Below are 11,673 nucleotides of genomic sequence, written 5' to 3'. Positions count from 1 at the left end.
TGGCTTACCGGGCGCATGTCGCGTGTCAATCAGTCCTTGAGATCACCCGGCACGACGCCGCCGGCAAGCGCGATCTTGTTCATCACCGCGCGGTGAAGCGCGATGTTCTGCTCTGCCGTGCCTGAATAATCGACCATGCCGAGTTCGGTCGCGAGCTCCTTGCGGTTTTCATAGCTCGGGTCGATCTTCACCAGCTTCATGAGATCGACGATCGAGGTCTGCCAATTGAGCTTGTCTGCGCCGGGAATGTTGCCAATGCGGTTTTCCACCTCGTCAAGCGTGATTGCGGCGCGCTCTTTGGGTCCGCTTGTCGCGGTTGGTTTGGTGTCCGGCCTGTCGACCGGCTTCTTGTCTTCTTCGTCGTCGCCGAAGATCGCGTTTTTGATCGAGCTGAAAATTCCCATGTTTCTCTCCGTTCTTACCGTCCGTTCGTCACGCTAAACGCTAGTCATCGCATGTGCCAGTGCTATGACAACGCCGCATAGTTTGGGAGCGAATTAAAAAGTGACCGTGGACCTCGTTCTGTCGATCGTGATGCTGGCAGCGATCCTGTTGTTGCTGGGCGCTTATGCCATGTGGAAGCGCACCGGCGAGGCAAAGCAGCCCGCGCTGATGGTGGTGCTTGCGATCGTGGCGATTGCGAATGTGCTGATCTGGACGATCCCCAATTCGGACGGCTCATCGCCGATGGGGAGCGCGCCGGATGCGAGCGGGGCGGCCGAAGGGCAATAGGTCCAGCCGCCCGCTCATGTTTGCGTCACTGAGGAATTTCCCACGCAACCTGGTTTGAATATCGCCCCGCAACTGGCGCTCCATTGCTGTCGCGCGCCGGATTGAACTGAGCGCGGCGTTCAAGCAGGCGGCAGGTCGCCTCATCAAGCGCGGTGTGCCCTGTCGACCGCGTGATCGAGCAATCGGTCACTTTGCCGCTTGCATCGATGCTGAGCGTGAAGCCCGCGACGCCCGAATATCCGCGATTGATCCATGGGGTCAGGTAGTCGCGATCGGTGATCCAGCGGCCCGGATTGCCGCGCGGCGCAGCGGCCACGGGATCGAAGCGAGGGGCAGGTGTGGGGATCACGAATTCGTCGCCAATCCCGCCTGTGTTGATCTCGCCAAGTCCGGGGAGGCCTGTGATGGGGCCGCTCGTCTCTACGCCAAGGTCAATCGGTCCAGATGGTGGAAGCGGACGCGGGGCCGGTGTTTCGGGGGTGCGCGGGGCAGGGGCGTCGCTGGCAGGCGGAGCGTCCGGTTCGACGACCGGGTCGACCGGTTCGTCTATCGGCTCGATCGGGACGGTGACGCCCTTGATGCCGGGGATCTCGACAGGGGGAACGACCGTGACCGCGAGGCCAAGCACCAAAACCGCGCCAACGGCGGCGGGGATACCAAGCGCGCCCAAAGCGGCTGCGGGGTTGGGGCGGTTTGCGGTGTTTGCATAACTCATAGAGACGTCTCCTCTTCTTGTCGCGACGAGCGCTGCGGGGCGTTGCCGTTAGGGGCGGTTAACCTCGCAGAAGAGGAATGTTGCAACATAACATCGGGCTGGCAAGAACTATCGAGTTGCCAATTGCGACCCGTTCGCAATCGCAACCGATTGAGAAATGGAGAAAATTTGCGCCACGACGCAACAATCGGTCGGGGCGACTTTCCGGTTGTCATCCCCGCTGGAACGACCGTTTCATGCGCAATTGCGTAGTAGGTCGATGGACGATGCCAAGGGCATCGCAAGCGCGACCGCGCGCCCGCTGGCGCCCGATCGAGCGAAGCGAGTGAGAAACAGCGCCGAGGAGTTCGCCCGGATGGGCGAACGCCATCTGGAAACGATCAAGTGATCGTCAAATCACTTGATCGGACAATCCGGCGAGAGGCGGAAGTCGAGGTAGTTGTCGACGCTCGCCATCATCTCTTCCATTTCGTTTTCGAAAAAGTGGTTGGCGCGCGGGATCTCGTCGTGGTGGATCGTGATGTGCTTTTGCGTGCGCAGCTTGTCGACGAGCTTCTGGACAGCGGTCGGCTGGACGACCGTGTCGGCAGCGCCTTGCACGAAAATCCCGCTCGCAGGGCAGGGCGCGAGGAACGAGAAGTCGTACATATTCGCAGGCGGCGCGATCGAGATGAAGCCGCGCACTTCGGGGCGGCGCATCAAGAGCTGCATGCCGATCAGCGCACCGAAGGAATAGCCAGCGACCCAGGTGGTCTGCGCTTCGGGGTGGATCGACTGCACCCAGTCGAGTGCGGATGCTGCGTCGGAAAGCTCACCGATACCATTGTCGAACGAACCCTGGCTGCGCCCGACACCGCGAAAGTTGAAACGAAGGACCGCAAAGCCGCGGTCGGCGAAGGTCTTGTAGAGCCGCTGGACGATCCGGTCGTTCATGGTGCCGCCGCCTTCAGGGTGCGGGTGCAGGATCATCGCAACCGGTGCGCGCGGGCGGGGCGGAGGAGAGAAACGACCTTCGAGGCGGCCCTCGGGACCGGGAAAGATGACTGATGGCATCTGTAGAACCTTGTGAAATGGGTTGCGCTGACAACCGGCTGGCAGCAGCGAGGCTGCGCTCTATATACGAGTCGCAATCCATTGTGCAATTTATCGAGAATCGTTCTCATTAAGACCCGTATCTACCTCGACCATGCTGCCACTTCGCCCCTGCGCCCCCAAGCGCGTGCGGCGATGGAGGAGGGTTTTGCGTTGTGGGCGAACCCGTCCTCTCCTCATGCCGAAGGGCGCAAGGCGAAGCAGGCACTCGAAGACGCGCGCGAGCGGATCAAGCGAGCGCTGGGCTGGGATGGGGAGGTGATCTTAACGAGCGGCGCGAGCGAAGCGCTTGCCCTCGCGCTAGGCCGATCAAAGGCAAAACGGACGGTGGTGAGCGCCATCGAGCACGACGCGGTGTTCCGTGCCGCGCCCGATGCGCAGATATTCGACCAAGAAAAGCCGCTCGACAGCGACACGATGCTTTGCGTCCAGCACGTCAATTCGGAAACCGGCACGATCAACCCGGTTTCGCAAATGGCCGAGACGGTGAGATCGACCGGCGCGCTGATCCTCTCCGACTGCTCGCAGAGTGCGGGAAAGCTCGGATTGCCCGACGCTGACATGCTGGTGGTCTCGGCGCACAAATTCGGCGGGCCCATCGGAATCGGCGCGCTGCTGGTGCGCGATTTCAATCTGCTCGAGCCGATGGGCGGGCACGAGCGCGGATACCGGCAGGGGACCGAGAACCTTCCGGGAGCGATGGGCATGGCGGCAGCGCTCGAAGCGGGTGAGTGGGCAACCACCGCTGAGGAGCGCGCCACGTTTGCCAGAGGCTTGGGCGCGCACCGTCTGACCATCGGCGAAGCGGTCGATTACATCGTCGCGCTGACGCACCCCACCATCTCCGCGCAGGCTCTCCTGATCCGTCTTGATGCCATGGGTTTCGCTGTCTCGGCCGGAAGCGCATGCTCATCGGGCACGCTCAAGAAAAGCCGCGTGCTCGACGCGTTCGGCGTCGCGGATGACGTCGCCTCGCGCACGATCCGGGTGAGCATCGGCTGGTCGACAACCGCTCAAGAGCTGGAACAATTTGCAGAAGCTTGGAGTTCCCTGTGCTGACCCGTCACCCCGGACGTGATCCGGGGTCCCACTACATTCTCTTGTCTAGGCTACATACAAGCGGGATCCCGGATCAGGTCCGGGATGACGCGGAGAGATAGGTCGGGCATAGGAGCTACCATGATCTATCTCGACTACCAGGCCACGACCCCGCTCGCTCCCGAAGCGCGCGATGCGATGATGCGGTGGCTCGACGGACCCGATGGCATGGGCTTCGGTAATCCGCATTCTCCGCACAAGCTGGGCAGGCAGGCCGCCGCTGCGATCGAGGCGGCGCGCGAGAAGGTGGCGGCGCTTTTCCCTCCGGGCGGACAGGTGATCTTCACCGGCGGCGCGACCGAGGCGCTGAACCTCGCGGTCAGGGGAAGCGGCACTACAGGCTCCGTGTCAGTATCCGCCATCGAACACGCGGCGGTGAGCGACACTGCCCAAGCGATTGGCGCAAAACATGTCCTCAACGTCTCAAAAGAGGGGCAGTGCAACACCGCGCAGGACGTTCCCAACGACGTGCGCCTGATCGCGGTGATGCAGGTCAACAACGAGATCGGGACGATCCAGCCGACCATCGATTGGCACCGCAAGGCGAAGGAGAACAATGCGCTTTTCCTGATCGACGCGGTGCAGGCCTATGGCAAGATCGAGGTGACGCAGGCCGACATGATCGCGGTGAGCGCGCACAAGTTCCACGGACCCAAGGGCGTGGGCGCCTTGTGGGTGAGGAACGGCATCGACCTGAAAGCGCACCAGACCGGTGGTGGGCAGGAGGCGGGTCTTCGCTCAGGTACGCTCAGCCCGGCTCTGATCGCAGGGTTTGGTGCGGCGGCGGCGCTCGCCAAGGAGCGCATGGCCGAGGACGAGCATCACGTCGAAGAACTCTGGAACCGCGCCCGCGAGATCTTTGATGGCTGGGAGCTCAATGGGAGCGACACGGCTCGCTACAAGGGCAACCTCAACATCCGCAAGGACGGCCTCGACGTCGCGCGCCTGATGAGCGAGTGCCGCGATGTGATGTTTTCAGCCGGAAGCGCCTGCGCCAGCGGATCGGGCCGCCCGAGCCATGTGCTCAAGGCCATCGGGCTCAGCGACAAGCAGGCCAAGTCCTCGATCAGGCTTGGCTGGGGGCGCTACACCACGCTCGAAGACATCGAGAAGGCGGCAAAGCAGATCAATGCAGCGGCAAAGGAGCAGGATAAATGGGGCTGAAAGTCACCTTCATCGACCCGCGCGGCAACGCCGTCGACTGTGAGGCCGAGGTAGGCGACAATCTGCTCAAGGTCGGACAGGCAGCCGGACTCCCGCTCGAAGGGACGTGCGAGGGCCAGATGGCCTGCTCGACCTGTCACGTAGTCGTCGCCGCCGAGTGGTTCGAGAAGCTCGCCGAAGCTTCCGAAGAGGAAGAGGACATGCTCGACTTCGCCGCGGGCGCCCGGCGCACCTCGCGCCTGTCCTGCCAGATCGACCTCACGCCGGATCTCGACGGGATCACGGTCAGCGTGCCCGGCGAAAGCCACGACGCGCGGCGGATGTAGCTGCACATGACCTTGCAGGAACGCGCCAAAGCGCTGGTCGAGACGCGCGGCTTTGAGCGCTTCATCATCACCATCATCGTCATCAACGCGATCGGTCTGGGGCTGGAAACATCCCCCGAAGTCATGGCGGCAGCGGGCGGGATCGTGTCGCTGCTCGACAGGATCGCGCTCGCGATTTTCGTAGTCGAACTTGCGATCAAGCTGTTCGCTTACCGCCTTGCCTTCTTCAAGAATGGCTGGAACGTCTTCGACTTCGTGATCGTGGGCGCTGCTTTGCTCCCGGCGGGCGACCAGTTCTCGGTCCTGCGCGCACTTCGCATTCTTCGGGCATTGCGGCTCATCTCGGTCGTACCCAGCATGCGCAAGGTTATCCTTGGCCTGTTCCGTGCCATCCCGAGCATCGGGACCGTGATCGTGATGCTGCTTCTGCTGTTCTACATCAGCGCGGTCATGACGACGAAGCTGTTCGGTGCGGCCTTCCCGGAATGGTTCGGCAACCTTGGGGCCTCGCTCTATTCGCTGTTCCAGATCATGACGCTTGAGAGCTGGTCGATGGGGATCGTGCGCCCGGTGATGGAGCAGTTCCCTTACGCCTGGGCGTTTTTCGTGCCTTTCATCCTGCTCACCAGCTTTATCGTCCTTAACCTGTTCATCGGTGTGATCGTGAACGCCATGGCGGAGGCGACCGAAGACGAGGCGCACGGTGAGCGCGAGGAGATCATCCATCAGCTCAAGATGCTGCGCGACGATGTCGCCGCGCTCCGCAAAGAGCGAGACGCGCCAGACTGACCGCAGTCGCACACGCAAAAACCCCGCCGCGCTTGGAGGGGCACGGCGGGGAGGGAGCCAGTGGTCGACCCCATGAAGGGGTGCGCCAAGGGCCGACCATAACTCCGCATTCCGAAAGGCGCGGCGTCAGGCCTTTGATTGTCTGGTTGGATCAGGCGTTTTCGAGGACGCGGTCAGCTTCGCTCGAAATCGTCGTTGCATCCATCAACGCTTCGGTGAAGGCGGGGATGTCGTTCGGATTACGGCTGGTGATGATGTTGCCATCGACCGCGACGCGTGTGTCGATCACTTCACCGCCTGCATTTTCAAGGTCGGTCCGGATCGAGGGCCAGCCGGTGACGGTCTTGCCGTCGACAAGGTCGGCTTCGATCAGGAGCCACGGTGCGTGGCAGATCGCTGCAATCGGCTTGCCGGCATTGTCGAATTCCTTGATCAAGTTTATCACCGATTCCTCCATGCGAAGGATGTCGGGGTTCATCTGGCCGCCCGGCAGAAGCAGTGCGTGATAGTCGCCAACGCTCACTTCATCGATGGTCAGGTCGACGGGCACGCTTTCGCCCCAGTCGCCATCTTCCCAGCCCTTGATCTCGCCATCTTCGAGGCTGGCGACGATGGTTTCGGCGCCCGCTTCTTCGAGCATCTGTTTGGGCTGCATAAGTTCGGATTGTTCGAAGCCGTCGGTTGCGACGATAAGAACGCGTTTCATCTTTGTATCCCTTCGTTTGATGAGTTGCTGTACATCTGGGCTACAAAGAGGAGGCGGAGAGCGTTCCAAATCCGCCGTCTGGCCGTGCGTGAGCCGGGACCAGCTGCAAATCCAAGTTTCCCTGTGGAAACGCCTCTCCACCCACCGGCAAGGCGTTGCTAAGCGGGTGGGATGGCTGAACCCACGACTAGCGATGATTCTGATGAATTCGACACAATCGTCGATGCACCCTTCGATGCCGCCTTGTCCGAGCGTTACCTTGTCTATGCGCTCTCCACGATCACGGCGCGCTCGCTACCGGACCTGCGTGATGGGCTGAAGCCGGTTCACAGGCGGCTGCTGTGGACCATGCGCCAGCTGAAGCTCGCGCCAGACAGCACGTTCAAGAAATCCGCGCGCGTCGTGGGTGAGGTGATCGGTAAGTATCACCCGCATGGCGACACCGCCGCCTATGACGCGATGGTGCGCCTCGCTCAGGATTTCTCGCTTCGCTATCCGCTGGTCGAAGGGCAGGGTAATTTCGGCAATATCGATGGCGATAACGCCGCCGCCTATCGCTACACCGAGGCGCGCCTGACCAAGACCGCGATCCAGCTGATGGAAGGGCTGGATGCGGGCACGGTCGATTTCATCCCGACCTATAACGGCGAAGAGGAAGAGCCCGAGCTGATGCCCGGACTGTTCCCCAACCTGCTCGGCAACGGTGCGAGCGGGATCGCGGTGGGCATGGCGACCAACATCCCCTCTCACAACGTGGCCGAGGTTATCGACGCGACGCTTGAGCTGATCGACAATCCGCATGTCGAACACGAGCGGCTGATGGAGTTGATGCCGGGGCCCGACTTTGCGACTGGCGGCCAACTGGTCGACAGCGCGGAAGTGCTGTCCGAGGCCTATCGCACAGGTCGAGGCAGCTTCCGCTTGCGCGGCGTCTTCCACGCACCCGAAGCCGAAAAAGCGGAGGACATCGAAGCGGGGATCGAACGCCTCGGCGGCGGCCAGTGGCAGCTGGTGATCTCCGAAATCCCGTACCAGGTCGCCAAGGGCAAGCTGATCGAACAGATCGCGCAGGCGATCGCAGATAAGAAGCTACCGATCCTCGAAGATGTACGCGATGAAAGCGATGAGAGCATTCGCATCGTGCTCGTCCCGCGCAGCCGCAATGTCGATCCTGATCTGCTCAAGGAATCAATCTTTAAGCTGACCGACATGGAGACCCGCTTCGGGCTCAACATGAACGTACTCGACGCGACCCGCACGCCGATGGTCATGGGGCTGAAAGAACTGCTCCAGAACTGGACCGCCGCGCAGATTGAGATCCTCCAGCGTCGCACCCGCCACCGTCTCGGCCAGATTGAACGGCGGCTGGAGCTGGTCGACGGCTACATTATCGCCTTCCTCAACCTCGACCGAGTGATCGAAATCATCCGATACGAGGATGAGCCCAAAGCCGTGATGATGGCCGAGTTCAGCCTCACCGACCGTCAGGCCGAGGCGATCCTCAACATGCGGCTGCGGTCTTTGCGCAAGCTTGAGGAAATGGAGCTCAAGCAGGAAAGGAGCGAACTGCTGGCCGAGCAGGAGGAGCTGAACAAGCTTCTCGAAAGCCCGGCGCGCCAGCGCACGCGGTTGAAGAAGGACCTGCGCGCGCTTCGCAAGGACTACGCCGAAGACACCGCGCTCGGCGCACGCCGCACGCGGATCGAGGAGGCCGCGCCTGCGGTCGAATTCAGCATGGACGCGATGATCGAGAAGGAGCCGGTGACGGTGATCCTCTCGCAAAAAGGGTGGATCCGCGCGGCCAAGGGCCACGTCGATCTGGCGCAGGATTTCAAATACAAGGAAGGCGACGCGCTCGCTTTCATCCTCCACGCTCAGACCACCGACAAGCTTCTGATCGCGGGCTCCGACGGGCGTTTCTACACGCTGGGCGCGGACAAGTTGCCTGGCGCGCGCGGTTTCGGTGAGCCGGTTCGCACCATGATCGACCTGCCCGCCGAAACGCAGATCGCCGCGATGATGGTACACAAGGAAGGGGGCAAGCTTCTGCTCGCTTCCAGCATCGGCAAGGGCTTCATCGCTGAGACGAAGGAACTGCTGGCCGAAACCAAGAAGGGCAAGCAGGTTGTCAACCTCAAGGGGGATGCCAAGCTGCAGGTGATCCGCGAAGTCCCCGAGAACCATGACCACGTCGCGGCAGTGGGCGAGAACCGCAAGCTGATCGTCTTCAATCTTGAGGAAATGCCTGTCATGGCACGCGGGCAGGGCGTGATGCTGCAACGCTACCGCGATGGCGGGCTGTCGGATGCGACGACCTTCGTACTGGAAGACGGCCTCAGCTGGCAGATGGGCGGATCGGGCGAACGCACCCGGACCGAGAACGAGATCTGGCAGTGGAAGGTCGCGAGGGGTGCAGCGGGCAGGCTCCCGCCGCAGGGTTTCCCGAAAGATAATCGGTTTTAGGAAGGTTCGACGCGTTCGGACTCGAAGCCTTCGATGTACTTCGGCGCGTCGTCATCGAGCGTCACCCACTCCGCCTTGGAGCCTACGAAAATATGGGCGGCGTATCCGCGGTGCCCGATATCGTCATCCATCAGGCCTGCGGGCACGAAGTAAATCTTTCCGTTCGAAGCGAGATGGGGCGTCGGGCTTCCGCAACATCTGCAAAACGTGTGACCCCAGCCACCATCGGAAAACCGAGTAACGTCATCGGCACCGTTCACAAAGCTCAACGAGTCAACAGAAGTATAAAAGACCGCATTGCCATTCGTTCCCGAAGCTTTGCGGCATTTCGAGCAATGGCATTGTCCCACTGGCCCAATCTTGCCACTGATCTCGAAAACCACTCGCCCGCAATTGCAACTGCCCCGCATGGCATCGTCCCTGAGATGTTCGCCTGCCATTGGATAACAACAAAAACCGCGGTCACCATCCCCGATGACCGCGGCTCTTGTAAGACCCTCTTGCGAAGGCCCTTGCAATATTAAGTGAGCGTTACTCGCTCGCGCCTGCTGCGGCTTCGCCTTCAGCGGTCGCTGCCATTTCGGCTTCCTTGGCCGCGGCCTGTGCCGGGGTCAGGATTTCAGCGCCTTCGGGAACGGCAGTGGTGTTCGCGGTAAGCTGCTCCATCGAATACAGAGCCATCAGCTGGCCGTTCGCGTCAGCTGCGAAAGCTTCGCGGGTCAGCGTGACGATGCCGCCGTCATTCTTGACGATGACGGTGTCTTCGCTGTCGACGGTGTAGATCACGCCTGCGGGCATACCGTCGGCACTCATGACCATCGCACCTTCGACGAGAGCGGCGTCACGCGCTGCATTCGCCTGAGCGACCTGCTGGTCCATCATGCCGTCGATCTGTGCCTTGGTGGCGTTGACGGTCCACTTGCCTTCGCGCTCGGCGAGGAGGTTCGCGGGCAGCGGAGCGGCGTGCTTGCCGGTGTTGACGGTGACGATGCCGTCGGCGTTAGCTTCGACGGTGCCGATGGGCGCGTCGTCATTGCCGTAAACGGTTGCGCCAACTTCTTGCGCATTTGCCGCGATCGGGGTCACAGCCATGGCGGTGGCCAGGACAGCCAGCTTTGCAAACTTCATAATTGATAACTCTCCAGTTACTGTATTCCTCGGATGGCCGCCGTGTGATGAGAGGGCAGCGCGCGCATGAAGAACTTTGCGAACATACCGCCCGGAGGCGGCGCACATGCCAATTGGCAGTCCTACAGCGATGGAAGCGCGCACAACCGAAAACGGCCGAGACGCGGTGCGGTTCCCTAATGGCACGGAGCCAAAATGACAAGTCGGTGACTTGGACTCCCGTCTAGGGAAGGCCGACTGAAGCTCACCTTAACGTAAAGGTCAGGCAGAAAATCCAAAGCGTTCAAGCTCTTCACAGAGCAGCTCTTCGACGCGGGCTTCGCTTGGGAAGCCTTCGCTGACCCATCGCTTCTCGACGAGTTGAAGGATACGCGCGACGTCTGGTCCCGCCGCAACACCGCGCGCAACGATCGCGCCGCCCTTCAAGGGGAAGGTCGGAGCTTGCCAGCCGGCTATCGTGGCGGCGTCCTCACCCAGCAGCAGCAGGCGATCGATCGCAAAGGCGTTGCCAAGCTCGTAGGCGAGCACCTTTGGGTTGCTGATATCGTGGCCGAGCCTTTCGGAGGCTGAGACCAACTGCGCGCGCTGGGCCTTGGAAAGACGCAGTCGAGCGGCCACACCTTCAGCCACATCTGGCGAGGGCGGCAGCAGCGTGGCAAGGCGACGGATCGGGTCGGGGGCAAAGCCTTGCTCTGCTTCGCGCTCGATCAACTCGCGCAATTGCTCAACATGGCGAAGCGCGGTTTCGGGCAGAATCACGCGCAGAACCGCGCGGTCGAACATGCGCTCTATCGTTGCGCCGGGATCTGGCAGCGAGAGCAGCTTGAGCAGTTCATCGGCCACCCGCTCGCGGCTGAGGCCCTTGAGCGTGGCCGACAGTTCGGAGCAGGCGTCTTCGGCTTCCGGGTCAAGCTCGGCCCCAAAGCGCGCCTGGAAACGGTAGTAGCGAAGAATCCGCAGGTGGTCCTCGGCAATGCGCTGGCGAGCATCGCCGATGAAACGCACGCGCCGTTCGGCCAGATCGTCGAGCCCGCCAAAATAGTCCGAGACCTCGAGCGTTTCGGGATGCGCATAAAGCGCGTTGATCGTGAAATCGCGGCGCGCGGCATCCTCGCGCCATTCGGTGGCGAAAGCGACGGTCGCGCGCCTGCCATCGGTCGCGACATCGCGGCGCAGCGTGGTAACTTCGACCGGCCCGTCTTTGAGGATCGCGGTGACGGTGCCATGCTCTATGCCCGTCGGGACGGTTCGGATACCCGCCTCGCGGCACAGATCGATCACCTGATCGGGCGTGTGCGTCGTCGCGCAATCGACGTCGTGCACGGCAACGCCAAGCAGCGTGTCGCGCACCGCGCCGCCGACCCAGCGGATATGCTGAGCCCCTAGCGCTGCGGTCAGCGCGGCAAGGCCATCGCGGCGGGGCCAGTCGGCGTTTTGGAGCGGGTTGGTCACGGCTTTGT

14 protein-coding genes are annotated in these 11,673 nt (G+C 62.0%); 7 read left to right on the top strand and 7 right to left on the bottom strand.

All coding sequences use genetic code 11. The annotated features are described in order from the left end of the window. Positions 1-29: 29 nt before the first annotated feature. Positions 30-404 carry a DUF3597 domain-containing protein gene (locus AC0V6T_RS09985; RefSeq protein ID WP_007163419.1) on the bottom strand — a complete coding sequence of 125 codons (375 nt, stop codon included), beginning with the start codon at positions 402-404 and terminating at the stop codon, positions 30-32. A 100-nt stretch (positions 405-504) separates the two neighbouring features. Between AC0V6T_RS09985 and AC0V6T_RS09980 the strand changes: the two genes are divergently transcribed. Further along, positions 505-732, top strand: a complete 228-nt coding sequence (locus AC0V6T_RS09980) for a hypothetical protein (RefSeq protein WP_369880803.1) — start codon at positions 505-507, stop codon at positions 730-732. Between the two features lie 25 nt (positions 733-757). Here the strand turns inward: AC0V6T_RS09980 and AC0V6T_RS09975 are convergent, their stop codons facing one another. Further along, positions 758-1,447, bottom strand: a complete 690-nt coding sequence (locus AC0V6T_RS09975; RefSeq protein ID WP_486126506.1) for an energy transducer TonB — start codon at positions 1,445-1,447, stop codon at positions 758-760. A gap of 259 nt (positions 1,448-1,706) precedes the next feature. Between AC0V6T_RS09975 and AC0V6T_RS09970 the strand changes: the two genes are divergently transcribed. Continuing rightward, positions 1,707-1,835: a hypothetical protein gene (locus tag AC0V6T_RS09970; protein WP_486126504.1), complete on the top strand. Its 129-nt coding sequence runs from the start codon at positions 1,707-1,709 to the stop codon at positions 1,833-1,835. A gap of 8 nt (positions 1,836-1,843) precedes the next feature. On the opposite strand, the gene AC0V6T_RS09965 is transcribed toward AC0V6T_RS09970, so the two are convergent. Beyond that, positions 1,844-2,500, bottom strand: coding sequence for an alpha/beta hydrolase (locus tag AC0V6T_RS09965; protein ID WP_007163422.1), 657 nt, complete (start codon positions 2,498-2,500; stop codon positions 1,844-1,846). Between the two features lie 174 nt (positions 2,501-2,674). Here AC0V6T_RS09965 and AC0V6T_RS09960 point away from each other — a divergent pair, with 174 nt between their 5' ends. The 4 genes from AC0V6T_RS09960 (at position 2,675) to AC0V6T_RS09945 (ending at position 5,916) form a co-directional block, all read left to right on the top strand. After that, positions 2,675-3,598, top strand: a complete 924-nt coding sequence (locus AC0V6T_RS09960) for a cysteine desulfurase family protein (protein WP_486126502.1) — start codon at positions 2,675-2,677, stop codon at positions 3,596-3,598. Between the two features lie 120 nt (positions 3,599-3,718). Next, on the top strand, positions 3,719-4,801 hold the full coding sequence (locus AC0V6T_RS09955; protein WP_486126501.1) for a cysteine desulfurase family protein: 1,083 nt from the start codon (positions 3,719-3,721) through the stop codon (positions 4,799-4,801). Further along, the gene (locus AC0V6T_RS09950; protein ID WP_486126499.1) at positions 4,792-5,127 is read left to right on the top strand and encodes a 2Fe-2S iron-sulfur cluster-binding protein; all 336 of its coding nucleotides are present in this window, start codon (positions 4,792-4,794) and stop codon (positions 5,125-5,127) included. The genes AC0V6T_RS09955 and AC0V6T_RS09950 overlap by 10 nt, the downstream gene beginning before the upstream one ends. Positions 5,128-5,133: 6 nt before the next feature. After that, positions 5,134-5,916, top strand: coding sequence for an ion transporter (locus tag AC0V6T_RS09945; RefSeq protein ID WP_486126497.1), 783 nt, complete (start codon positions 5,134-5,136; stop codon positions 5,914-5,916). Between the two features lie 151 nt (positions 5,917-6,067). On the opposite strand, the gene AC0V6T_RS09940 is transcribed toward AC0V6T_RS09945, so the two are convergent. Continuing rightward, positions 6,068-6,622, bottom strand: a complete 555-nt coding sequence (locus tag AC0V6T_RS09940) for a type 1 glutamine amidotransferase domain-containing protein (protein ID WP_486126495.1) — start codon at positions 6,620-6,622, stop codon at positions 6,068-6,070. 171 nt (positions 6,623-6,793) lie between these two features. On the opposite strand from AC0V6T_RS09940, the gene parC reads away from it, so the two are divergent. Further along, positions 6,794-9,085, top strand: coding sequence for a DNA topoisomerase IV subunit A (gene parC / locus AC0V6T_RS09935; protein ID WP_486126493.1), 2,292 nt, complete (start codon positions 6,794-6,796; stop codon positions 9,083-9,085). On the opposite strand, the gene AC0V6T_RS09930 is transcribed toward parC, so the two are convergent. From AC0V6T_RS09930 to AC0V6T_RS09920, 3 genes are all read right to left on the bottom strand, one after another. Continuing rightward, positions 9,082-9,495: a GFA family protein gene (locus tag AC0V6T_RS09930; protein ID WP_486126491.1), complete on the bottom strand. Its 414-nt coding sequence runs from the start codon at positions 9,493-9,495 to the stop codon at positions 9,082-9,084. The two genes, parC and AC0V6T_RS09930, sit on opposite strands and share 4 nt — an antisense overlap. Before the next feature lie 121 nt (positions 9,496-9,616). Continuing rightward, complete coding sequence (locus tag AC0V6T_RS09925; protein ID WP_486126489.1) at positions 9,617-10,213, bottom strand: hypothetical protein; 597 nt, start codon at positions 10,211-10,213, stop codon at positions 9,617-9,619. A 261-nt stretch (positions 10,214-10,474) separates the two neighbouring features. Continuing rightward, on the bottom strand, positions 10,475-11,665 hold the full coding sequence (locus AC0V6T_RS09920; RefSeq protein ID WP_486126487.1) for a CCA tRNA nucleotidyltransferase: 1,191 nt from the start codon (positions 11,663-11,665) through the stop codon (positions 10,475-10,477). Positions 11,666-11,673: the final 8 nt, after the last annotated feature.

This window comes from Erythrobacter sp. S158 (genome assembly GCF_057364915.1).
This window is presented reverse-complemented; position numbering and strand designations above follow the sequence as displayed.

What these genes read in the sequence shown, in the direction of transcription:
- AC0V6T_RS09985 (WP_007163419.1), bottom strand. Translation starts at nt 404, where the DNA reads ATGGGAATTTTCAGCTCGATCAAAAACGCGATCTTCGGCGACGACGAA.
- AC0V6T_RS09975 (WP_486126506.1), bottom strand. Translation starts at nt 1,447, where the DNA reads ATGAGTTATGCAAACACCGCAAACCGCCCCAACCCCGCAGCCGCTTTG.
- AC0V6T_RS09970 (WP_486126504.1), top strand. Translation starts at nt 1,707, where the DNA reads ATGGACGATGCCAAGGGCATCGCAAGCGCGACCGCGCGCCCGCTGGCG.
- AC0V6T_RS09965 (WP_007163422.1), bottom strand. Translation starts at nt 2,500, where the DNA reads ATGCCATCAGTCATCTTTCCCGGTCCCGAGGGCCGCCTCGAAGGTCGT.
- AC0V6T_RS09960 (WP_486126502.1), top strand. Translation starts at nt 2,675, where the DNA reads ATGGAGGAGGGTTTTGCGTTGTGGGCGAACCCGTCCTCTCCTCATGCC.
- AC0V6T_RS09955 (WP_486126501.1), top strand. Translation starts at nt 3,719, where the DNA reads ATGATCTATCTCGACTACCAGGCCACGACCCCGCTCGCTCCCGAAGCG.
- AC0V6T_RS09950 (WP_486126499.1), top strand. Translation starts at nt 4,792, where the DNA reads ATGGGGCTGAAAGTCACCTTCATCGACCCGCGCGGCAACGCCGTCGAC.
- AC0V6T_RS09945 (WP_486126497.1), top strand. Translation starts at nt 5,134, where the DNA reads ATGACCTTGCAGGAACGCGCCAAAGCGCTGGTCGAGACGCGCGGCTTT.
- AC0V6T_RS09940 (WP_486126495.1), bottom strand. Translation starts at nt 6,622, where the DNA reads ATGAAACGCGTTCTTATCGTCGCAACCGACGGCTTCGAACAATCCGAA.
- parC (WP_486126493.1), top strand. Translation starts at nt 6,794, where the DNA reads ATGGCTGAACCCACGACTAGCGATGATTCTGATGAATTCGACACAATC.
- AC0V6T_RS09930 (WP_486126491.1), bottom strand. Translation starts at nt 9,495, where the DNA reads ATGCGGGGCAGTTGCAATTGCGGGCGAGTGGTTTTCGAGATCAGTGGC.
- AC0V6T_RS09925 (WP_486126489.1), bottom strand. Translation starts at nt 10,213, where the DNA reads ATGAAGTTTGCAAAGCTGGCTGTCCTGGCCACCGCCATGGCTGTGACC.